Below are 23,073 nucleotides of genomic sequence, written 5' to 3'. Positions count from 1 at the left end.
AACCAAAAAGAAAATCCTACCTTCAAGGTTCCTTTTTTGCCATAGATGCCACCGAATATTTTGAACACTTTGACAGGACATTGACAATTTACCGATTCACGTTCATAATAAACTTATGCATTTTTATTGTTTCTTTCAGTCATTTCAATCACAAAACGCAATCTATACCGGCTTCTGCGTACAAAAAAGCGCAGAAAGAGAAAGTGGAGGGAAAAATCTATGCGGCGTGCCGTTATAACTGTACTGGGCAAGGACATGGTGGGAATTCTCGCAAAGGTTTCAGCCATCTGTGCGGAAAACAGTGTGAATGTGCTGGAGGTCACCCAGTCCGTTCTGCAGGACCTGTTTGCTATGATTATGCTGGTAGACATTACTGACCTGAAAGTTCCTTTCAGCCAGCTGATTGACTCTTTCAGTGCAATGGGCAAGAAAGAGAACCTGACCATTCACGTTATGCATGAAGATATTTTCGATGCCATGCACAAGATTTGAATACCTGCAAATACAGTAGTGAGGCGGTATAAAGAATTATGATCGACACCCATGATATCCTGGAAACTATCCAGATGATTGACAATGATAACCTCGACATACGCACCATCACCATGGGTATTTCGCTGCTAGACTGTATCGACAGCGACCCGGACCGCGCGTGTGATAAAATTTACGACAAAATTTGCCGCTATGCCGGCAAGCTGGTGCAGACCGGCGAAGAAATCAGCAAGGACTACGGAATTCCCATTATTCATAAGCGTATTTCCGTCACACCGATTGCCATTGTGGCCGGTGCCTGTCAGGACCGGAATCCCGTGCGCTTTGCCAAGACACTGGACCGTGCCGCCAAAGCGGTCGGCGTCAACCTCATTGGCGGCTACTCCGCACTGGTGCAGAAAGGCTTCGGTCCCGGCGACTATGCTTTAATTGACAGCATTCCGCAGGCTCTGGCGGAAACAGACTGTGTCTGCTCCAGTGTCAACGTCGGCACCACCAAAGCCGGCCTGAATATGGACGCCATTAAAAAAATGGGGCAAATCGTCCTGAAATGTTCAGAAGCAACCGTGGACCAGGGCTGCATCGGTCCCTCCAAGCTGGTCGTTTTCTGCAACGCACCCGAGGACAACCCCTTTATGGCAGGCGCCATGCATGGCATTGGCGAGCCGGACTGCGTCATTAACGTCGGCGTATCCGGCCCCGGTGTCGTGCGCGCTGCACTGCACAAGTGCCCGGACGGCGACCTTAGTGAAGTGGCGGATATTGTGAAAAAGACCGCTTTTAAAATCACCCGTATGGGACAGCTGGTGGCACAGGAAGCCAGCCGCCGCCTATGTGTGCCGTTTGGCATTGTGGACCTATCCCTTGCACCGACGCCAGCCGTGGGTGATTCAGTCGCGCATATTCTGGAGGAAATGGGACTGGAGCGCTGTGGTGCCTGTGGAACGACCGCCTGCCTTGCCTTGCTGAATGACGCTGTAAAGAAAGGCGGCATTATGGCAAGCTCCCATGTTGGCGGTCTGTCCGGTGCCTTTATCCCTGTATCAGAAGATGCCGGTATGATTGACGCGGCAAAGTGCGGCTGTCTGACAATCAACAAACTGGAAGCCATGACGGCCGTGTGCAGTGTTGGACTGGATATGATAGCCATCCCGGGCGATACGCCTCCTGAAGTGATTTCTGGTATTATTGCGGATGAAGCCGCCATCGGCATGGTCAACCTCAAAACGACCGCTGTGCGTGTGATTCCGGCCATCGGCAAAAAAGCCGGCGACGACCTCAACTTTGGCGGCCTGTTTGGTCACAGCCCAGTTATGGAAGTCAACCGCTGGTCTCCAAAGAAATTTATCGACCGCGGCGGCCGTCTGCCCGCACCCATGCAGAGCCTGAAAAACTAAATTGATGTGATTAGATAAAGAACAGCACTTCGATAAAATATCGAAGTGCTGTTTTGCCTATCAATCGGCCGTTTCAAATAGATTTTCGTCTGGATATAGGAGGTTCTTCATACCCGAAAGCAATGACGTCGATTCCACCGAATAGGCCCGCAAACGTGCGTCCTCTGTACTTTGCCGCCGGGAAACACCTAGATACCCAAATGACACACAAAGTCATCTACCGTTGCTTCCGGCAGATTCATCTGCAGGTCCGGCGAATGAAACAATGCGATATTTTCCACATGACGAATGCCCTCCCCCGGCTCTACTGTGTAGAGAGGCGAAAGCGTGCGCAGGTCCGCGTAGTCGTCGCAGATATACGTTTCCAGCGAAGAACCAAAGTCTGGATACGGCTGCCCCACCGCATGAACAAAGCGCTTAACCAGCGTACAGCCGTGATTGGAGTATCCAACCCAGCCCTGCAGGTCATTCACACCGAATTTTAAATTCTTTCCATACAGGGACTGCCGTACCAAAATATACTTATCCCCCAGTGACAGCCGCTCATCCCGGAAACTGGAAAAAGGCCATAGGCTGAAGTTCCGGTTCGGCATGTGTTTTTCCTCACTGCCAACGTTCTGCGGAATAACCACTATACCGCCCGGCGCCAGCATGGTGCTGCCGCATAAAGACAAACGCTTCTTTTCATGGGAACAGTTCCGCAGCTTATTGACAATCATTAGGTCAGAGGCATCTGCCCCCATCATAACGTCAAAGGACAGCTGCAGGTCATTTTTTTTCTGCTGCGGCGGTGTAAAGCTGACACCGCCGTTCAGCAGGCCGTAAACAACCGGTTCGTTGTCCGGGTAATAGCTTTGCGGCATTCGGTCCGGCGCAGGGCAGATACGGTGACCGCCATATTCATAAAATGCCGCTTTCGGTCCATAATAGGCTTTTAGCTTTTCATTGGCAAAGACGTGGCTTCTCTCCTCATCCCAGTAAAGCAGGTTGGGACCGTCCAAAAAGCCGATACGGGCAATGCGCGGGCCAAAGTCAATGGTAACCAGTACATCAATAAAGTGGTTGCTGATGCGCAGGCATCGGCCGTAGTTACTGTACTCCACTTCCTTGACATCGATACTCATGTACAACACTCACCTTTTTCAAGTACCAGTATTCCAGCAGTTTCATCCAGCCCTGCCGGACATGGTCTTGGGCAGCACAGTGCCCAGATATTTGTTGCTCTGCGTTCTAATGAAAGCACGTTTTGCCCCGTGCTGTCAAGTCTTTGTTTGTCGGAAGTATGTGTCAGCAGAGGCAGTGCACCCTTCCCCGCGGCACAGGCAAGGACCTGCCGGCCGCCGGGACCGAAGCCCAAGATGTGCAGATAGGGCGGATAATCGGTACTGTCTGCCGCACGCAAGCCAAGAAAAGCAGAAAGCACCACCCGATGCAGCCGTGCCAGACTGTAGCGCCGGGTTTTTGTGAGGCGAAACAATTCTTCCAGCGAACACGCCCTTTGTGCCGCCTTGAAGATCCGGTTTTCCAGCCCCTCGGAAAGGTCGGGCAAGCTGGCATATTCCGCGCGTGACATAGTGCGCAGACGATACAGGACTGCACGCTCCAGCCGGTCAAGAGAGGCTGGTGCCCTGCCCGCCTGCAGTTCCCGCCGCACAACGGCGGCGCTTCCTTCCGGCAGTGCATCGGCCCAGTTTCCATGGCTCTGCACCAATGTTCGGATACGGCTGGCAGAAGGAATGCTGCTTTCGGACATACTGCCGTGTTCTGCTCCCTGCCGGCAGATGGTAAATGGCTGCATACGGCTTTGCTGTATTTTCATTGCCTTACAATACTCAATTCCCAAAATGTTGTTGGGCGTACGCAGCAGTGCAGCCGTATCCGCCCCTGCCAGCGCAGTCACGGCTGCTTCCCGGGCCACGGCAAACGGCGTGCCGTCTTTCATCAGCCGCCGCAGCCGGGAACCGAATTCCGGGCACAGCAGCACTTCCGCGGCACGCTGCAACTGGTCTGCACTGCCGCATTCACTTCCAAAGGCCAGCATATCCGCGCCCAGCGCATCCGCCAGTGCCACCCCGCCCCGCGCAAAAGTTTCCGCACCGGAAACAGCCCATGGAACCGGCAGCTCGGCGACCAAATCCACGCCGCCCGCAAGGGCCTGTCGGGTTCGCGCCCACTTGGAAAAGCAGGCCGCCGCGCCCCGCTGCAAAAAGCTGCCGCTCATAATGGCCGCCACATGGGTGGCACCCGCCGCACGCACCGCACGCACCAGCGCCATATGGCCGCGGTGGAATGGGTCATATTCTGCAATAATGATTGCCAGCTGCATGGGTTCCTTTCTCCCTTTTTAACAATTACCGGACTTGAATTTCTATGCTTTTTGTATTATTATAATACCGTATTTAGGCTCTTTCCAAGCTGAATGACATAGAAAATGAATAAATGAATAATGGAGGTTCCAAAAATGAAAGTTCTTGTCATCAATGCGGGCAGTTCTTCTTTGAAATATCAGCTGATTGATATGGATACGGAAAAAATGATGTGCAAAGGCAACTGTGAGCGCATCGGTCAGGAAAATGGTCACTTTGGTGTGACCACTGCTGACGGCCGCAAAATGGGTGAGGATGTTTCCATTCCCAATCATAAGGCCGCTTTTGAGATGGTCACAAAAGTTCTGGTGGACAAAACTTATGGCGTCATCAAAGACCTGAGTGAGGTTTCCGCGATTGGCCACCGCATTGTGCAGGGCGGCGATTTGTTTAAGTCCTCTGTTCTTGTCACTGATGAAGTGAAGAAAGGCATTGAAAGCCTTATTCCGCTGGCACCACTGCACAACCGCCCCGAACTGGACGGCATCAATGCCTGCCAGGAAGTTTTTGGCAAAGACATGCCGGAAGTTGTTGTATTTGATACCAGCTTCCATTCTACCATGCCCGCAAAGGCCTTTATCTATCCGATTCCGTGGGAATACTACGAAAAGTACAAAATCCGTCGCTACGGCTTCCACGGCACCAGCCACCGTTATGTTTCCATGCATGTTGCCCACCTGATGCATGAACCAATTGAAGACCTGAAGATTATCAGCTGCCACATTGGCAACGGCTCCTCCATTACAGCTATTGAGGGCGGCAAAGTAGTAGATACCAGCATGGGCCTGACGCCTCTGGACGGCTTCATGATGGGCACACGTTCCGGCTCCCTGGACCCCTCCGTTGTTACATATATTATGAAAGAAGAAAACCTGACACCGGACCAGATGGACAACATCCTGAACCGCAAATCCGGTATGCTGGGTGTTTCCGGCTATGCGGATGACCGTGATGTCACCAATGCAGAAATCCGCGGCGAACACCGTTCAATCCTGACTCATCAGATTCTGAACTATCAGATTGCAAAGTTCATCGGCGCATACGCTGCTGCTATGAACGGCGTAGATGTCATTACCTTTGAAGCAGGCATCGGTGAAAACCAGCCTGTCATGCGTTACAACGTCTGCCGTTATCTGCACTACATGGGTGTTAAGATTGACGGTGTGGCAAACGATGCAACAAAGCTTGGCAAAGAAGGCAAAATCAGCGCATTTGATTCTCTGGTACCAGTGTATGTCATCAATACCAACGAGGAACTGATGATTGCCCGCGATACCCGTGACATTGTTGATAAACTGACCTACGCAAAGACAGAAGATAAGACAGTTGTCGACCCGGAAGACATCTAATTATTCCGGTCCCTTGTCATAAAAAGCAGAAATTTTTGAAACAAAAAGGTCTTGCCAGAGGATTCTCTGCAAGGCCTTTTTTCTGTCCAGTCTTTGCTGCCTTCCAAAGGACAAAAATTGATTGATTATTTTTGTGCAAACCAGTTTTCAATTTTGGTGCAGGAAGCCTGTACCTGTCCCTGTATGAAATTTGGTTTGCCGCCGCCGCGGCCGTTCAGCGCCGCACTCATTTCTTTGCCCAGCGGACGCACGTCCTCTTTTTCGCTGGCCAAAACAAAACGATACCTGCCGTCTTTTCCGCTGAAAACAGCTGCTGCACGCGGACACTTGGACGCCAGCAGTGACGCATAATGGCGCAGATCATCCGGCCGCAAACCATCTTCAAAACAACACAGAAGGCCATTTTCACCCGGTGTGGCTTCGTTTGCCTTGACAGTGAAAAGTTCGTTCTGTACGCTATCCAGCCGGCGCTGCAGGGTGTCTTTTTCTTCGAGAACATGCTGTACGGCTTCCGCCGCCTTCTCCGGTTTTGCGGAAAGCAGATTGGAAACCGCACTGATGTCAGCAAGGCGGCCGCTGTAATCTTTCAGCGCGCGGCTGCCGCACAGCATAAAGATGCGTACACCGCCCTTGTAGTGCATCCAATTCAGCACCTTGACCATACCGACTTCACCGGTGTGCGCGACGTGTGTGCCGCAGCAAGCGCAGACATCATAGCCGGGAATCGTTACAATGCGCACACGGCCGGTCAGTTCCTTTTTGCTGCGATAGTCCAGCGTTTTCAATGTTTCCGCGTCCGGGTAACTTATCTGCACCGGCAGGTCTTGGTAAACGGCCTCATTGGCAAGACGCTCCCCCAGCAGAATCTGGCTTTCATCCAGCGGCTTGTCCAAATCCAGCGTCACACAGGTACTGCCCATGTGAAAGCCGACATTGGTAACACCGAAAAAGCGGTGCAGCACACCGGAAAGAATATGCTCACCTGTATGTTCCTGCATACGCGAACGGCGCAGTGGCCAGTTAATGCCGCCGGTCACCTGCTTGCCAACCGGAAGAGGTGCGTCTGTTTGGTGCAGAATCAAGCCGTCCTTGATATGTGTATCCAGCACATTTACGCGGTCCAACACACCTTGGTCGCCCGGCTGTCCGCCGCCTTCCGGATAAAAAGCAGTGCGGTTCAAGACAATCTGCCAGCCAGACTTTGTTTTTTCACAGGAAAGCACCTTTGCACGAAAAGTACGCTGATAGCTATTTTCATAATACAGTTTTGCAGTTTCCAAAACACGAACACCTCGGCTGTATAAATTTTCTTTTCCTACATTATACCGCATGGGAAAGGGATATATAATTCCTTTATTGAAATATAAAGTCATTCCCGCAGATGCAGATAAATTCCTGTCCGGCTTTCTTGAACAAGTTGTAAAGAATGTTTAAAATTACTTTATATCTCATTGAAATAGCGCCGTCCCTGTTGTACAATCGATAACAAAGACGAATTTTTTCATTTTTATAGAAGGTGGTATTATATGAATTGGCTGCAGAGGTTCATGTACGGGCGCCATGGTCCTGACCAACTGATGCTGGGGCTGTTTGTACTGTTCCTTATCCTCAATGTTGTCTGTCTGTTCCTTCACGGTTTGCCCTACCTGATTTTTGCAGTTCTGTCGACTGCGGTCCTGCTGTTCGCACTGTACCGTATGCTGTCCCGTAAAAATGAAAAGCGCTGGGCGGAAAATCAAAAATTCCTTTCTATCATGCAGCCAGTTTTCCGTTCTTTTCAAACCGGGCGCGCACGCTGGGCAGACCGCAAGGTCTATCGCTACTACCGTTGCCCAAAGTGCAAAGCCACCCTACGTGTTCCGCGTGGACGCGGAAAGATCTGCATTAAATGTCCAGTCTGTAAAACAGAATTTATTAAAAAAGCGTAAAAGAAGGTCTTCGCAAAACAGCGAGGACCTTCTTTTTTAATCCGGCAGGCTATTGTTTTCTGCTTTCGGGCAGGCCAGCGGCAGACGTACCGTAAAGGTGGAGCCTTCCCCGACCTTGCTTTCCACACTGATATCACCGCCGTATAAAACGGCGATGTGCTTCACGATAGAAAGTCCCAATCCCGTACCGCCGATTTCACGGGATCGGCTGGTATCTACCCGGTAAAACCGCTCAAACAGACGCGGAATATGCTGCGGCGCAATCCCTATTCCCGTATCCTGTACCCGCACAGCAGCGGCCTCCCGCTGTACTGCACCCGTCACCGTAACGGTGCCGCCGGGCCGGTTATACTTGACCGCATTTTCAATCAGGTTGCCAAACAGCTGCTCCAGCCGCATGGGAGAACAGCAGACATAAAGCGCAGGGTCCACCTGACAGCTGACAGTGACCTCATTTTTCTGTGCGGCGGGCTTCAGCCGCTTCACGCTGGCAGCAACCGCTTTCGCTACACTGACAGGGTGCGCCGCCGGGTCCTCCCGCATATTTTCCAAACGGGAAAGCGCCAGCATATCGTCAATCAGGTGCTGCAAACGTTCCGCTTCCATATCCAGCACATCGTAAAAATAGGCTCGGGTTTCGGCATCACGATTTTCGCTTTTCAGCAGCTCGATGCTGGCACGGATAGAGGTCAGCGGTGTTTTCAGCTCATGGGTGACATTGCCCACAAATTCACTGCGCATCTGCTCTAAGCGCTTCATGCGGCTGATGTCACTGACAACAGCCAAAACACATTTATCCTCTTCCGCCACCGCCGCATACACGGTAAACTGCTGGCCCTCCGTCACACCGGCAATTTGTTCCTTATAGGGTACGCCGCTTATTCGTGCCTGCTGCATAACTCTGCCAACATGATTTAACAGCAGGCTGCTGTCAAGGGACGAACCGACCGCCAGATTGGGACAGGAAAGCAACTTTCGAAGCCGTTCATTAAAGAACAGGACGCGTCCCTCCCCGTCAATGGCAAGTACACCGTCGTCCATGCCTTCCAGCAAACTTTTCAGACGGCTTTGGCTGTGGCGCAGCTCTAGTATGGCATTTTCGGTACTGCAGCTCATTCGATTAAACGAGCGTGCCAGTCTGCCTACCTCATCATTGGGATTCTTTACAGACATTCGGCTGCTGTAATTTCCCCGGCTGATTTCCTCCGCCGCACTGGTCAGTTCCTGAAGCGGCTGAAACGTGTGGGACAGCATCGGCAGTGTTGCCGCACATGCAATGAAAATGCCGACAGCCAAACAAATACCCGCTGTGACCGCCAAATTCCGCATGGCCGTATCCATTTCGGTTGTGCGCAGCGCTGCACGCAGAATATACTGGGCATTCACGCGCTGTGCCGCATACAAATACCCTTCATGTGTGGTTTCACTCTGACGCAGGTCATAGCCGCGGCCGCTGTGCAGGGCTTGCTGTACCTCCGGCCGCTGCAAGTGGTTTTCGTGGATATCCTTACATTCGCTGTCCCCAATCACACGGCCGCTTCGTTCAATAATGCTGACACGCACCTGCTGCCCTGCTTTTTGCAGGGCACTGCCAAGCCTCTGTGCTTCCTTCTGCGGATTTTCTGCAAACTGCTCGGACTCCAACGAAGAAAGGGACAGAACCGCGTCCAGCCGTCGGCTGAATTCCCGCTGATACTGGCTGCGCAGCTGAAAAGCGCATAACAAAAAAGCTGCCACAAAGCTGACCACAACAATCAGAACATTCAGCAGCGCCATTTTCTTTTTCAAGTGTTCTCAGCCGCCTCCTGTGTACAAAATTTGTAGCCTACACCGCGCACAGTCAGGATTCGAGTGGGATTGTCCGGATTATCTTCTATTTTCTGACGCAGGTAACGCACATGAACGTCCACAGTGCGGGTATCGCCAAAATAGGCCACACCCCAGACTTTGTCCAACAGGGTGTCCCGTGTAAGGACCTTGCCCGCGTGACGCATCAACATACACAAAAGGTCAAATTCTTTTGCGGTCAGCTCCACTTCCTGCCCAACTTTTTGTACGGTATGGCGGGTAACGTCCACATGAATGCCCGCCCCATTCAGGACCGACTCCGGCACGTTCGGCTGCCGAGAAGCACGCCGCAGCACCGCACGCACACGGGCACACAATTCCTTTATGCCGAACGGTTTTGTTATGTAGTCATCTGCGCCCATTTCCAGGCCCAGGACTTTATCAATTTCCTCCCCTTTTGCGGTCAGCATCAAAATGGGAATCGCGTGTGTTTTCTCGTTCTGCCGCAGAGCACGACATATCTGCAGACCATCCATTCCCGGCATCATCCAGTCCAGCAGGACGGCATCCGGCCGCCGCAGACGGATGCCCTGCAGCAGCGTTTCTCCGTCCGGAAATTCGCCGGTTTCAAAGCCGGCGTCTTTTAAGCCAAATGCAATCAGCTTTCGAATATTCCGTTCATCATCTGCGATATACACCAGTGCCACTGCCTGTTCCTCCTCTTCCGGCATTTCTCTTACAGGAAAGCCCGTCAGGGAATAATTTTCCCACCTTTATTTAAATCTTTGTGTTCCCCTGTTACCATATAGATAACCCATTCCGCGATATTGGTTGCGTGGTCTCCCATGCGTTCCACATATTTAATAATGAACAATAAATCCGCGTCACGCATGACATGGGACGAATTCTGCGCAATGGACGTGCAAACTTCCAATACAATTTTCCCAAACAGAGCGTCCACTTCGTCATCGGCTTGGCAAATTTCTCTGGCCCGCTCCACATCTTGGCTTAGGAAAACATCCATCGCTCCAGAAAACATATTATCCACTTTTTCCAGTGTGGCAACGATATGGCTAAGCGGCAAGCTTTGGCTGTCCGACAACCCCTCGGCAGCAACCATTTCACAGATGTCCGCACACTGGTCCGCTTCCCGCTCCATATCCGTCAGGATTTTTAAACTGCCGGCAATGGTGCGCAGGTCACTGGCAATCGGCTGCTGACTGACAATTAGGTTCAGGCAAAGCTTCTCGTTTTCATTTTCCATATGGTCAATGCTGCCGTCACTTCCTGCAATCTGCCGGGCAAGTTCGGTATCCCCGGTACGAAGCACACGGATAGTAGACACAATCCGTTCGTGAATGGCATCTCCCATTTCGGTAATTCTCTGTGTAAGCTGTTCCAGCTCCTGGTCAAAATGTTTTCTGGGCAACTTGACTGCCTCCCTTATCATAGCATACTGACTGCATTCTGTCCAAATCTCCGCCCGGTCTTTGTCAGCCGAAACGGCCTGTAATATAGCGCTCGGTGCGTGCGTCTGTGGGGTTATTAAACATAGCGGTTGTATTTGTGTATTCCACCAAATGCCCCATCAGAAAAAATGCTGTATTGTCCGCAATGCGGGCCGCCTGCTGCATATTATGTGTCACAATAACGACCGTATACTTTTTGCGCAGGTCGTCCATCAGGTCCTCTATCTTCAGTGTAGAGATTGGGTCCAGCGCACTGGTGGGTTCATCCATCAATAGAATTTCTGGCTGCACAGCCAGCGCCCGTGCAATGCACAGCCGCTGTTGCTGCCCGCCGGACATACCCAGCGCGCTTTTTTTCAGCCGGTCTTTTACTTCGTCCCACAGGGCCGCTGCCTTTAGGCTGGTTTCCACAATCTCGTCCAGTTTTGCCTTGTTCTTAGTACCGTGAATGCGTGGTCCATAGGCAATATTATCATAAATGCTCATGGGAAAGGGGTTGGCTTTTTGAAAGACCATGCCTGCCCGTTTGCGCAGCAGGGTTACATCCATATCCGGTGCATAAATGTCCTGTCCGTCTATTGTAATGGAGCCGGTAATGCGGCAGCCAGGGACCAAATCATTCATACGGTTCAGCGTTTTCAGGCAAGTGGACTTGCCGCATCCAGAAGGCCCGATAAAAGCCGTAATGCGGTTTGATGCAATCCGCATAGTTAGATTTTTCAGCGCGTGCAGGGAATCCTGTGCACTTTCATAGTACAGGTTAAGATTTTCAATGCCGACTTTGACGTGGTCGATACCGGAAAGTTCCCCATAAACCGTTTTGTCCTCTTCCCCATCTGCCAGCTGTGCAGCAGTTTTTTCCTGCTGCGTTGTCTGCGGAGCGGCCGCTGTGCGGATACTGCTGCTCCATGTCATTTCTCCGTTATTCATACGCAACCTCCCTATTTTTCGGTTCATGACTCGGTACCGGTTGCTTTCCGGTCCAAATGGCGGTTAAGCAGACGTGCCAGCAGGCTGAAAAGCAGCACCAACAGGATAAGAATGGCGGAACTGAAGTTGGCAATCTGCGTCGCATTGGCGGCAATCGATTCCGTTCGGGAAGCCCATACCTGCAAAGCCAGCGTTTCACCGGGGCGGAATGGGTTGAGCGCACAGGTTGGCGAGGCCAAATTCCAGTTGCTCCAGTTGATGTCGGTACTCATACCCGCCGTGTACAGCAACGCTGCCGCTTCCCCAAATCCGCGGCCGGCGGCCAAAATGACGCCGGTCATAATGCGCGGGACACAGGCCGGCAGCAGCATTTTGGTAATGGACTGCCAGTGTGTTGCGCCCAGCGCCAGGCTTCCCTCTTTATACTCCTGTGGCAGTGCACGAAAAGCGTCTGCTGTTGTTGTGGTAATCAGCGGCAGACACAAAAGGGAAACAGCCAGCGCACCGGCAAACAGGTTCCACTGGGAATGCGTCATTAAAATGAATACCAGATAGCCGAACAGGCCGATGACAATTGAGGGCAGTGAAGAAAGCGCTTCCACACAAATGCGGACAAAATGTGTTAGTGGGCCGTCCTTCGCGTACTCAGCCAAATAAATACCCGCCAAAATGCCAATTGGGACACTGATAAGCAGTGCTAAAAAGACGAGATAAAGCGTATTAAACAGTTGGTTGCCCACGCCGTCCTCTGTAAAGGAAAGCATCTGCGGTGTTGCATCCCGAAAGCCATTAATCAAAATGTACGCCACAAAAGCGAGCAGCAACAGTAGGAAAAAGCCCGCCACTGCGTAAAACACACCGGTCATGAAGCGGTCCGCTGTGCGGCTGCGTCGGCTTGCTGCCTGTGCTTGTTCTTTATTTTTCATTTTCCCTTTTCCGCCTTTCCCAAAATAAGATGTACCAGAAAAATGAACAGGAGGGAAATCAGCAGCAGCAGCAGTGCCATGGTCCACAATGCTGTGTTATACTCGCCGCCTTCCGCCGCGCCGCCCATATCCGCGGCAATGGCCGCAGTCAGGTTGGTCGTCGGTGAAAAGATATTGACCGGAAAAGCTTTGCGCTGACCAATGACCATGGCCACCGCCAGCGCTTCGCCAAAGGCGCGTGCCAGCCCCAATATAATGCCCGTAAAAATTCCGGACTTAGCCGATGGCAGCACCGTTTTATAAATGGTCTGCCAACGGGTGGCCCCCAAGCCATAGGAAGCCTCCCGGCAGCTGCGCGAAACACCGCGAATGGCATCCGCCGAAACGGTCGTAATAGACGGATATATCATAATTGCCAATACGATTGCCGCCGTGAGTACACCGTATCCCATCTGCAGGTGAAACACACGACGGATAAACGGCACCAGCACACTCATGCCAACCCAGCCGTACACAACGGACGGGATTCCAACAAAGATTTCCGCCGCGGGCTGAAAGACACGTTCCCCAAAGCGCGGGGAAATTTCAGTCATAAACACCGCGGAAGCGATGCTGCCCGGCAGCGCAATGAGCAAAGCCAAGCCGCAGGTCAGCAGTGAGCCGACAATGAAAACCGCCGCACCGACCGAGCCGCCGCCCGTAAAATCATCCGCCGGGTCCCAGTGGGAAGAAAACAGGAATTCCCCCACACTGTGTCCATACTTTGTAAACGTACCCAGCCCTTTGTACGCAAGGAAAATTCCAATGGCGAACGTAATGGCAATCATAAAAATGCCGAAGGCGGTCACCACAATACGGCCGGCGTTGTCCTTCCTGACCTTATGCTTTCCCTTCATTTGCTCTGCATTCCTCTTTTCTCTGCAATGAAAAAAGGCAGCGCACGTCCGCCTTTTTCCGCTGGGTTTCTTTACTTGCTGGATTTGTTTTCTTCCGCGTTGCGGCTGTTGGTAACAGACGATTGTATTTTGGAAGTTACGCCATAGCCAAGTTCCTCCATTTTGCCGCTGTATTCACTGGATACAATATAATTGAGATATGCTTTTACGGCGCCTTTGGCTTCACCCTTTGTGTACATATGCTCGTAGCCCCAAACTGGGTATTTTCCGTTGTAGGTATTTTCTAGTGTCGGTGCCGTCCCGTCAATCGAAATGGTGGAAACACGGTCCTTGTTGTTGCCCACCAGATAGCTGAGCGCAACATAACCGACGGCGCCTTTATTCTCTTCAATGCTTTTCAGCAAAATTCCGGAGTTGTCAGTTTCGAGGGCTGCATTTGAGGCCTCTTCCTTACCCCCCAGCGCATATTTTGCAAACAGTGCGCGGGTTCCGGAGGTCTTTGGACGCGTCATCAGAACAATCGGTTCATCCGGCCCGCCAACTTCTTTCCAGTTCTTTGTCTTTGCCGTGAAAATATCAATTAACTGCTCTTTGGTCAGGTTTTTAACCTTGTCCCCCACGTCCTTGTTGACAATCGTTGCCATGGAAACAACACAAACTTTGTGGTCAACCAGTACAGATGCTCTATCAGATGAAAGCTTGGCCGCGGCGGCAACGTCCGAATTGCCGATATCAACCGAACCGTCGGCAACCTGCTTTAGGCCTGTGCCGGAACCGCCGGCATTCAGTGTAACCGAAACATTCGGATTCTTGGCTTTAAAAGCTTTTGCCGCATTCTGCGCCAGCGGCAGCAGTGCGGAGGAGCCGGAGCCAATCACTGTACCGGAAACAGCACCTGTACCGCTGCCTGTTCCGGAATACGGCGCGGCCGACTGACACCCCGCAAAGAAAACCGCCATACACATGGCTCCTGTTAAAACAGAACCTACTTTTTTTTTCATAACCAAGGCCCTCTTTTCTGTTTGTTTCCTTTTATTCTGCCCTCTGCGTTCGATTTTCATTTTATTTATCCTGTGTAAAATCCATGTTAAATGCGGATTAGATTCAGATTAAGATTGATTTTTTAGTGCTTTGCGGTTACAATAATGAATAGATTGTATAATATCTATAAAAAGTGCTTGCAAATTTTATTTGTTTCTTTTTTTCAGTCACAAAATCATTCGACATGGCGGCATTAGGCCACCAAAAAAGGAGAGGATTTGTAACCATGAAGGATGAACGCTTCCTAAAGCTAATGAGCCGAACCTACCCAACTGCACAGGCCACCGCCGCTGAGATTATTAACCTAAAGGCCATTCTCACCCTACCAAAGGGAACCGAATACTTTTTCAGTGACCTGCACGGGGAAAGCGGTGCGTTCCTATACCAACTGCGCAGCGCCAGCGGTGTTGTCCGCCGGAAAATCAACGACTTATTTGAACAGAGCCTTGGCACCGATGAGCAGGACGAGCTTGCTGCACTCATCTATTACCCGGAATCCGGACTGGAAAAAGCACACCGCCAAAAAGAAAATTATGACGACTGGTCACGCATTACTATTTACCGCCTAGTAGAGCTGTGCAAAGATGCCGGAAGCAAGTACACCCGCAGCAAAGTCCGTAAAAAAATGCCGGAAAACTTTGCCTACATCATAGACGAATTGATGCACGCAAGCGGCAGCAACAAACAGCATTATACCCATGAAATCATTTTTACGATTGTGGAAACCGGCATGGGGGACGATTTCATTATTGCGCTGTGCTACCTGATTCAAAGCATTTTAGTAGACCGCCTACATATTATCGGCGACGTGTTCGACCGCGGCCCACACGCGGACGTGATTATGGATGCCTTAATGGAGCAGCGAGACATCGACATTCAGTGGGGCAACCACGATATGTCCTGGATGGGTGCCGCCTGCGGAAGTCCGGCATTGGTTGCCAACGTGGTGCGCCTCGGCATTAGCTACAACAACTTTGATGTGCTGGAAGACGGCTATGGTATTAACCTGCGCCCGCTGTCCGATTTTGCAGCCCGCATTTATGCCGATGACCCCTGCTCCTGCTTCTCTCCCCACACACTGGATGCAAACGAATATGACCCCGTTGACCTGCCGCTGGCGGCAAAAATGCACAAAGCCATCACGATTATCCAGCTGAAGCTGGAAGGGCAGCTGATTCACCGGCACCCCGAATACCATATGGAAAACCGTCTGCTGCTGGAACGCATTGACTTCACCGCAAATACCACTCGGGTAGATGGTACTACCTATCCGCTGCGGGACACCCTCTTCCCCACTGTAAACCCCAAATCCCCGCTGAAACTGACAGCGGAAGAGCAGGAGCTTATGCACGCACTGGTTTCTTCTTTCAGTCATTCGGAACGCTTGCAGCGGCATATTCGCTTCCTGTTCTCCAACGGCAGCATGTATCTGTCCTGTAACTCAAACCTGCTGTATCATGGCTGCATTCCACTGAAAAAGGACGGTTCCTTTGCCACTGTTTCCATTAACGGCAAAACATACAGCGGCAAGTCCTATTTTGACTACATAGATACGACTGTGCGGCAGATGTTCTTCTCGCCGCATGGCAGCCACGTCCAACAAAACGCCGCCGATTTCGCATGGTACCTGTGGTGCGGTCCGCTTTCTCCTCTGTTCGGAAAGAGCAAGCTGTCCATGTTTGAACGGTATTTTCTGGACGACCCGAAAACACGCGTGGAGGTCATGAATCCTTATTATACCCATCTGGATGACCAAAAAGTCTGTGAAAATATTCTGGAAGAGTTCGGACTGGACCCCGCCACCAGCCATATTATCAACGGCCATGTGCCCGTTCGTCTGAAAGAGGGAGAGTCCCCCATTAAGGCTGGCGGAAAACTCTTTATGATAGACGGCGGCATCAGCAAAGCCTACCAAAATCAGACCGGCATCGGCGGCTATACGTTGGTTTACAACTCACACTATCTAGCACTGGCGCAGCACATGCCGCTGGCTCCTGGCAAACGAATGGAAGAGCAAAGCCCCAAGGTACAGATTGTAGAAGCGGTTAAAAAGCGCGTGACCGTCGGTGACACAGACACCGGCGCCGAACTGCGTCAGCAAATAGCGGAATTGGAAGACCTCCTGGCAGCTTACCGTTCCGGCCAGTGCAAAGAAAAGATTCGCAAATAATTCACGGCCGCTTTATTATAGAAAAAGAGGAAAGGCAAGCCACCGCTTTAGTGGTCTGCCTTTCCTCTTTTGTTGCATTCTTTCTAATCAATCCACAGGACGCTTGTATTCCTGTTCGCAGTAAATGCAGCGGTAGCGGCGTGTTTTTTCGTCACACAGCTGAAAAACCTGGTCAATGCCTTCTTCTATGGTTGTAATACAGCGGGGATTTTTACATTTGATAACATTCTTAATATACTTGGGCAGTGTCGGCGTTTTTTTCTTCGCAATATGTCCGTTTTCAATATAGTTAACGGTTACGTTTGGATCCAAAAAGCCCAGGACGTCCAAATCGACATCTACGTTGCCCTCTATTTTAATAATATCTTTGCGGCCGTACTTGCTGCTGCGCGCATTTTTAATGACAGCAACACAGCAGTCCAGCTTTTCCAGCTGCAGCAGGTCGTAAATACGCATACTGGTGCCGGCCTCGATATGGTCTATGACAATGCCTGTCTGTAAAGAATCAATATTCAGCATGGCAGCTTCACCCCCAGCAGTCTTAAAATCAAAGCCTGGCGCACATAAACACCGTTCTGGACCTGGTCAAAGTAGGCGGCACGCGGGTCGTCATCTACGTCCAGTGAGATTTCATTGACACGCGGCAGCGGGTGCAGAACGTACATATCCGGTTTGGCTGCTTTCATTTTTTCCGCCGTTAGCACATAGCTGTCCTTCAGACGGACATAGTCCTCTTCGTTAAAGAAGCGTTCCTTCTGGACTCGGGTCATATACAGGATATCCAGCTTTGGCAGGACCTCATCCAGACTTCTGACCTCTTGGAATGGAATATTCTGCGGCCGCAGGACTTCGTCAATAATATAGCCGGGTACCCGCAGCTCTTCCGGTGAAATGAGGATAAACCGAATGCCAGAATAGCGTGCCAATGACTTTATCAGGGAATGTACCGTACGGCCAAACTTCAGGTCACCGCACAAACCGATGGTTAAGTCATGCAAGCGGCTTTTTTTGCAGCGAATGGTCATCAGGTCCGTCAGTGTCTGTGTGGGGTGCTGGTGACCACCGTCACCGGCATTGATAACCGGAATTTTGGAAAAGTGTGCGGCTCGGCGGGGTGCACCCTCTTTGGGGTGACGCATAGCACAGATATCCGCGAAGCAGGAAACTACTCGAATGGTGTCTGCTACACTTTCCCCTTTGGTTGCGGAGGAGGTTGAAGCAGAATGAAAGCCCATAACGCTGCCGCCCATGTTCAGCATGGCGGTTTCAAAGCTGAGGCGGGTGCGGGTACTTGGTTCATAGAACAAAGTTGCCAGCTTTTTTCCGTCGCAGGCATGTGCGTACTTCTGGGGATGCGCAGAAATGTCATCTGCAAGGTTCAGCAAATCATCAATTTCAGAAACGGACAGGTCTAACGGGTCGATTAGATGTCTTACCATATTTCCTCCTGTATTTTTGCAGCCTGCCTGCATGAAACAGACTGCGGTGAAAGGGAGCCAGTCATCTGTGTTCCGCTTTCTGGGCATACAAGCTTTCCTGCGGTTTTATTTTTGGCAAAGCGGACGGCAGGCGTTCTTCAGCCATGCCTGTTCCTCCGCTGTCAGATGCGGTGCCAGTGTTTGGTAAACAGTGGCATGGTAGCGGTCGAGATAAGCAATTTCATCACTGGAAAGCAGCTCCGGCAGAATAGCCGTATGGTCTATGGGGAACATGGTCAGCGGGTGGAACGCGTAAAACTGACCGTATTCCGTTTTTTCGTCCATAACAACTTCCAGCGTATTTTCCGTACGAATGCCGAACTTGCCTTCCATATAGATACCCGGTTCATCGGTGATAGTCATGCCGGGAACCAGCGGAATCGCGGACCGGAAGCTGTGCGGGCCTTCATGTACAGCACCCATGTATCCCACGCCGTGGCCGGTGCCGCAGCGATAATCCAGCCCGTGCTTCCACACCTGCACACGGGAAAGAGCGTCCAGCTCATGACCGGTAGTGCCCTGCGGGAATTTGGCGTCTGCCAAATCGATATGGCACTTCAGCACCCATGTAAAGCATTCTTTTTCTTCCTGTGTCAGCGGGCCCATGGCGAATGTACGCGTCACGTCCGTCGTGCCGGTCAGGTACTGTCCGCCGGAATCCACCAGCAGAAAGCTCTTCGGCTGTAGGTCAGAGTGCTGCTCTTTTGTGGGGCCATAGTGCATCATCGCTGCATTCGGGCCGTAGGCCGCAATGGTTTCAAAGCTTTCGCCGCGGTTGTCCGGCTGCTGTGCACGGTACTTGTGGGCAATTTCCGCAGCATCCCATTCGGTCAGTGGCTCCCCCGCTGCCATGCGGCGCTCCAGTTCCATTTTGAAGCGTACCAGTGCAACACCGTCGTAAACATGGCAAATGCGCATATTGGCACATTCTGTCTTGTTTTTCACTGCCTTCAGGTTGGTAATGATGTCCCCGCCGGCCACTAACTTCCGGTCCTTGTTTTCTGCTAAGCAGGTGCAAATATCAAAACTGGTGTTTGCCCGGCTGACCAGCACGGTTCCGGCAGCAGCACCAGCACGCAGGTCCTCTTCCAGCTTGTTGTAGGGACGTACCTCTACGCCGGATTTTGCAAGATAATCCGCGGCTGATGCCTGAATCCGCTTTTTGTCAAGATACAGGTATGCTTTTTCTGTCGTGACCAGTAGGAATGCAATGGCAAAAGGATTATAGTCAACATCTGCGGCACGTAGATTGGTTGCCCACGCAACATCGTCCAGCAGGCTATACAGCTGTGCATCTGCTCCGGCCTTTTTAAGCTCTGCACGAACCTGTGCCAGCTTGTCCGCACAGGTGCAGCCCGAATAGCGGTCCTCCAGCAAGTAAACCGGTGTTTCCGGCAGCGCCGGACGGTCCTCTTTCCACACGTCCGCTACGAGGTCCAAACTGATGAGTTTAGCACCGGTGGTATCCAGTTCCTTCTGTACATTTTCAGCTTCCAGCTCCGAAAAAATGCGGCCGTCCACCGCCACTTTTCCCCCGGGAATTGCCTTTGCAAGATAGGCGCCAACAGTAGGAACACCGGGTTCACGCATACGCATCAGCCGAATCGGTGTGCCCTTCAGCTGTTGGTCCGCCTGAATAAAGAAGCGGCCGTCTGTCCACAAACAGCTCTCCTTTTTCGTAACAACCAGTGTGCCGGCATCTCCGGTAAAACCGGAAAACCACCGCCGAGACTCCCAGTGTGCCGGAATGTATTCACTCATGTGCGGGTCGCTGGTCGGCAAAATTACCGCATCTGCCCCATGCTGTGTCATCTGCTGACGCAGCGCCTCTAATTTTTCAGCAACAGTCATTGTTTCTCCTTTCCCGCGGACGGCTTTTTCTGCGCAGAAAAAAAACTCACCCGAAGAAACCTGCTCTTCGGATGAGCCTTTCCTTTACAAACGGTACTGCCGTACCGCGGTCTTATCTTTTTGATGGGAATAAAGGAATCCAGTCTTTTGGGCAGCACAAAACGGCGCCGCCTGCAGAGCGGGTTTAGAACAGTATACGAGTTTTCTCGCAAGCTGTCAAGTCACCTTTTTGATTTCGTACAAGGCAACGATTACTGCCGCTGCGAAAACGGCACATACGGCCGGTGCTGTGCAACCGATTTGTAGGCCGGACGGATAATTTTGCCGCCGTTAATGCGTTCCTCCAGCAAATGTGCACTCCAGCCCGCGATACGCGCCATGGCAAAGACTGGCGTAAACAGCTCGATAGGCAGGCCCAGCATATAATAAACGAAGCCGGAATAAAAATCGATATTTGCGCTGACGCCTTTGTATGTTTTCCGTTCCTGTCCGATAATTTTGGGTGCCAGCTGCGCCACCATAGCATACAGGTCGTACTCTTTCTGCCTGCCCTTTTCCTCGGACAGTTTTTCAACGAATTTCTGGAAAATGAGGGCGCGCGGGTCACTGATGCTGTATACAGCGTGTCCCATGCCATATATTAGTCCCTTGTGGTCAAAGGCTTCGCCGTGCAGCAGCTTCCGCAGATAACAGCCGACCTCTTCCTCATCGTTCCAGTCATGCACTTTTTCCATCATGTCTGAAAACATCTGCACGACCTTGATATTGGCACCGCCGTGTTTCGGGCCTTTCAGGGAACTGAGCGCCGCCGCAATGACAGAGTAAGAATCTGTACCGGAAGAGGCGACAACGTGTGTTGTAAAGGTAGAGTTGTTGCCGCCGCCGTGCTCAGCGTGCAGCACCAAAGCGAGGTCCAGAATACGTGCCTCCAGCTCACTGTATTTGTTGTCGATACGTAGCATATACAGAATATTTTCCGCCGTGGAAAGGTTATCACGCGGGGTATGAATGAAAAACGGCTGACTGGAGTCCGCATTATGGGCATACGCCTGATAGCCGTAAACCGCCAGCTGCGGGAACAGCGCAATCATCTCAATACACTGACGCAGCGTATTTTCCACACTGGTGTCATTGGCGCGCTCGTCATAGGCATACAGTGTCAGCACACTGCGTGCCAATGTATTCATCATGTCGCAGCTGGGCGCTTTCATAATAATATCCCGCACAAAATTGGTCGGAAGTGTGCGGTATTTGTTCAGCAATCCGCGAAATTCCTCCAGCTGACCGGCTGAAGGCAGCTCACCAAACAGCAGAAGATATGCTGTTTCTTCAAAACCGAAGCGGTTTTCCGTAAGAAAGCCGCGTGTTAGGTCATTGATGGAAATGCCGCGGTAGTATAATTCGCCGGGGATAGGAACCTTTTTGTCGTTTACAATCTTCTTTGCCCGTACCTCACTGATATCAGTCAGTCCGCAGAGCACGCCTTCCCCATTGATATCACGCAGGCCGCGTTTTACATCGTACTTCATGTAAAGGGAGGGGTCAAGGGCATCATGCTGTACACTTAGCTGTGTCAGTTCTCTAATTTTTGGTGTAATTTCAAAGAAATCACCGGCAGTATTTGTTTTAACCAAGTGGCTCACTCTCTTTCTCAAAAATCCCTTCTGTTTGATGACTGCTTTTTGCTTTACCGCAAAAAATTATAAAATTAGTATAAAGGAAATCAAATACGCCTTTATGTGTGCAATGTAAATTTTTTGTAAACAGGCGGGGCCGTACTTTTCTATGCACGGCATCCCGCTTGTTTTCATATAGGAATTCTGTTATACTATAATTATTTCATTTTATAAAAAATCCCGCCGAAAGGAGGCTCCTTTATGAATTATCAAATCATACACTGCCCTTACTGCGGGCTGGAACTGCATGTGCCGGAAGAAACCGGAAAAATCGTCTGTATGTATTGTGCCAAGCCGATTGACCTTAAGTCCCTGTTTGCTTCCACAACGCTGGAACCAGACGGAGGAATGCGGCTGCAGCATGCCCTCACCGCACTGGAGCCCTCTTTGTTCCGGTTTGAAAAGGAAGAACCCGCTTTTACCAAAAAAGACTATCCCACCTGTTTTGCCGCCTACAGCAGCCGCCTTGGCATTGCCCTGAATGCCCTGCACGGCGGTACAGAGGAAGACTGTGAGTCCTTTGCCCATGCCATAATGTCCCGCATTGCGGACGAGCTGGTAACACGCCATGTCCGTAGCAGCCGCAGCGGTGCTTTTTTTGCTTACCGCATGATGATAACGGTCTATCTGCTGCCCGTACTGCATGACAGTCCGGTACCGGAGGCGTCCCCTGTGCTGGAATCTTTCCTGAAAATATGGAACAGCAGGTATCCTGAAGAACCGCTGAATGCCGTTGGCTTTGATAAAATTAACACTGGTTGGCGCAAGCACGGGTGCTATATTACCACGGCTGTCTGTCACTCCCTGCGCAAGCCGGACAACTGTGACGAACTGCAGACGCTGCGCCGCTTTCGTGACAGCTGGCTTCTGCATCAGCCGGGAGGTCATCTTCTGGTACAGGAATACTACACGTTTGCACCGACGATTGCAGAAGCCATTGATGCTTCCCCCAGCCGCGCACAGACTTACCGTTCCCTTTGGGAACAGGCTATATTCCCCTGTGTGCAGGATGTCCATGCAGGAAGAAACGCTCGCTGCCTGCAGCGCTACACCTGCATGATGCTGCATTTGGAACGAACCTATCTTTCTTAAATAAAAACAGCAGATATCAAAATGGACCAGGCGGTATTTTCCCCACCTGGTCCATTTTTTATGTTTGCAGCAGCAAACTATTCTATTCTGCCGTCAGTCGTTCTGTCCTAAGCTAATATATACAAATTGCCCCATCGGCAATCGTGTCTGCAAGCGGCGTAACAGCTTTGGCGGTCACAACTATTTTTGCCAGCTCCCATATAACTGCATTCAGCGCGGCACTG

20 protein-coding genes are annotated in these 23,073 nt (G+C 51.3%); 6 read left to right on the top strand and 14 right to left on the bottom strand.

What is annotated here, in order from left to right; translation table 11 throughout:
- Nucleotides 1–219 precede the first annotated feature (219 nt).
- Nucleotides 220–492 carry an ACT domain-containing protein gene (locus ACIHKT_RS02965; RefSeq protein WP_174193326.1) on the top strand — a complete coding sequence of 91 codons (273 nt, stop codon included), beginning with the start codon at nucleotides 220–222 and terminating at the stop codon, nucleotides 490–492.
- A gap of 38 nt (nucleotides 493–530) precedes the next feature.
- On the top strand, nucleotides 531–1,889 hold the full coding sequence (locus ACIHKT_RS02960) for a PFL family protein (RefSeq protein WP_086035410.1): 1,359 nt from the start codon (nucleotides 531–533) through the stop codon (nucleotides 1,887–1,889).
- 188 nt (nucleotides 1,890–2,077) lie between these two features.
- On the opposite strand, the gene ACIHKT_RS02955 is transcribed toward ACIHKT_RS02960, so the two are convergent.
- Nucleotides 2,078–3,013: a hypothetical protein gene (locus ACIHKT_RS02955; protein ID WP_086035409.1), complete on the bottom strand. Its 936-nt coding sequence runs from the start codon at nucleotides 3,011–3,013 to the stop codon at nucleotides 2,078–2,080.
- Nucleotides 3,010–4,215, bottom strand: a complete 1,206-nt coding sequence (locus ACIHKT_RS02950; protein ID WP_086035408.1) for a nucleotidyltransferase family protein — start codon at nucleotides 4,213–4,215, stop codon at nucleotides 3,010–3,012. The genes ACIHKT_RS02955 and ACIHKT_RS02950 overlap by 4 nt, the downstream gene beginning before the upstream one ends.
- 135 nt (nucleotides 4,216–4,350) lie before the next feature.
- On the opposite strand from ACIHKT_RS02950, the gene ACIHKT_RS02945 reads away from it, so the two are divergent.
- Nucleotides 4,351–5,604, top strand: a complete 1,254-nt coding sequence (locus tag ACIHKT_RS02945; protein WP_086035407.1) for an acetate/propionate family kinase — start codon at nucleotides 4,351–4,353, stop codon at nucleotides 5,602–5,604.
- Nucleotides 5,605–5,729: 125 nt separating this feature from the next.
- Here ACIHKT_RS02945 and ACIHKT_RS02940 read toward each other — a convergent pair whose 3' ends face one another.
- Nucleotides 5,730–6,884, bottom strand: a complete 1,155-nt coding sequence (locus ACIHKT_RS02940) for a DHHA1 domain-containing protein (protein WP_174193328.1) — start codon at nucleotides 6,882–6,884, stop codon at nucleotides 5,730–5,732.
- A gap of 246 nt (nucleotides 6,885–7,130) precedes the next feature.
- Between ACIHKT_RS02940 and ACIHKT_RS02935 the strand changes: the two genes are divergently transcribed.
- On the top strand, nucleotides 7,131–7,532 hold the full coding sequence (locus ACIHKT_RS02935; protein ID WP_086035405.1) for a UbiA prenyltransferase family protein: 402 nt from the start codon (nucleotides 7,131–7,133) through the stop codon (nucleotides 7,530–7,532).
- A 36-nt stretch (nucleotides 7,533–7,568) separates the two neighbouring features.
- Here the strand turns inward: ACIHKT_RS02935 and ACIHKT_RS02930 are convergent, their stop codons facing one another.
- The 7 genes from ACIHKT_RS02930 to ACIHKT_RS02900 form a co-directional block, all read right to left on the bottom strand.
- On the bottom strand, nucleotides 7,569–9,320 hold the full coding sequence (locus ACIHKT_RS02930; RefSeq protein ID WP_236849662.1) for an ATP-binding protein: 1,752 nt from the start codon (nucleotides 9,318–9,320) through the stop codon (nucleotides 7,569–7,571).
- Entirely contained in the window at nucleotides 9,317–10,051 is a 735-nt protein-coding gene (locus ACIHKT_RS02925; protein WP_086035404.1) for a response regulator transcription factor, read from the bottom strand. The genes ACIHKT_RS02930 and ACIHKT_RS02925 overlap by 4 nt, the downstream gene beginning before the upstream one ends.
- Nucleotides 10,052–10,071: 20 nt before the next feature.
- Nucleotides 10,072–10,749: a phosphate signaling complex protein PhoU gene (gene phoU, locus ACIHKT_RS02920; RefSeq protein ID WP_086035403.1), complete on the bottom strand. Its 678-nt coding sequence runs from the start codon at nucleotides 10,747–10,749 to the stop codon at nucleotides 10,072–10,074.
- Between the two features lie 64 nt (nucleotides 10,750–10,813).
- Nucleotides 10,814–11,719, bottom strand: coding sequence for a phosphate ABC transporter ATP-binding protein PstB (gene pstB / locus ACIHKT_RS02915; RefSeq protein WP_174193330.1), 906 nt, complete (start codon nucleotides 11,717–11,719; stop codon nucleotides 10,814–10,816).
- Between the two features lie 23 nt (nucleotides 11,720–11,742).
- Complete coding sequence (gene pstA / locus ACIHKT_RS02910; RefSeq protein WP_174193332.1) at nucleotides 11,743–12,645, bottom strand: phosphate ABC transporter permease PstA; 903 nt, start codon at nucleotides 12,643–12,645, stop codon at nucleotides 11,743–11,745.
- Nucleotides 12,642–13,541 carry a phosphate ABC transporter permease subunit PstC gene (gene pstC, locus ACIHKT_RS02905; protein WP_086035401.1) on the bottom strand — a complete coding sequence of 300 codons (900 nt, stop codon included), beginning with the start codon at nucleotides 13,539–13,541 and terminating at the stop codon, nucleotides 12,642–12,644. The genes pstA and pstC overlap by 4 nt, the downstream gene beginning before the upstream one ends.
- 71 nt (nucleotides 13,542–13,612) lie before the next feature.
- Entirely contained in the window at nucleotides 13,613–14,542 is a 930-nt protein-coding gene (locus tag ACIHKT_RS02900; RefSeq protein WP_174193334.1) for a phosphate ABC transporter substrate-binding protein, read from the bottom strand.
- Nucleotides 14,543–14,808: 266 nt separating this feature from the next.
- Here ACIHKT_RS02900 and ACIHKT_RS02895 point away from each other — a divergent pair, with 266 nt between their 5' ends.
- Nucleotides 14,809–16,752 carry a fructose-1,6-bisphosphatase gene (locus tag ACIHKT_RS02895; protein WP_086035399.1) on the top strand — a complete coding sequence of 648 codons (1,944 nt, stop codon included), beginning with the start codon at nucleotides 14,809–14,811 and terminating at the stop codon, nucleotides 16,750–16,752.
- Nucleotides 16,753–16,839: 87 nt separating this feature from the next.
- On the opposite strand, the gene ACIHKT_RS02890 is transcribed toward ACIHKT_RS02895, so the two are convergent.
- From ACIHKT_RS02890 to ACIHKT_RS02875, 4 genes are all read right to left on the bottom strand, one after another.
- The gene (locus tag ACIHKT_RS02890) at nucleotides 16,840–17,271 is read right to left on the bottom strand and encodes an aspartate carbamoyltransferase regulatory subunit (RefSeq protein ID WP_086035398.1); all 432 of its coding nucleotides are present in this window, start codon (nucleotides 17,269–17,271) and stop codon (nucleotides 16,840–16,842) included.
- Nucleotides 17,265–18,191 (bottom strand): aspartate carbamoyltransferase, encoded by a 927-nt coding sequence (gene pyrB / locus ACIHKT_RS02885; RefSeq protein ID WP_086036822.1) that lies wholly within the window; start codon nucleotides 18,189–18,191, stop codon nucleotides 17,265–17,267. Before pyrB ends, ACIHKT_RS02890 begins: the two co-directional genes overlap by 7 nt.
- Nucleotides 18,192–18,296: 105 nt before the next feature.
- Nucleotides 18,297–20,081, bottom strand: coding sequence for an aminopeptidase P family protein (locus tag ACIHKT_RS02880; RefSeq protein WP_086035397.1), 1,785 nt, complete (start codon nucleotides 20,079–20,081; stop codon nucleotides 18,297–18,299).
- A gap of 251 nt (nucleotides 20,082–20,332) precedes the next feature.
- A complete protein-coding gene (locus ACIHKT_RS02875; protein ID WP_086035396.1) occupies nucleotides 20,333–21,715 on the bottom strand; it encodes a citrate/2-methylcitrate synthase in 1,383 nt (460 codons plus the stop codon).
- Between the two features lie 243 nt (nucleotides 21,716–21,958).
- Here ACIHKT_RS02875 and ACIHKT_RS02870 point away from each other — a divergent pair, with 243 nt between their 5' ends.
- Nucleotides 21,959–22,849, top strand: a complete 891-nt coding sequence (locus ACIHKT_RS02870) for a CFI-box-CTERM domain-containing protein (RefSeq protein WP_086035395.1) — start codon at nucleotides 21,959–21,961, stop codon at nucleotides 22,847–22,849.
- Nucleotides 22,850–23,073 lie beyond the last annotated feature (224 nt).

Source organism: Caproicibacterium sp. XB2 (assembly GCF_044880635.1).
Classification (GTDB): domain Bacteria; phylum Bacillota; class Clostridia; order Oscillospirales; family Acutalibacteraceae; genus Caproicibacterium; species Caproicibacterium lactatifermentans.
Note: the sequence above shows the minus strand (reverse complement) of the source record. Positions and strands in the feature narration are given on the sequence as shown.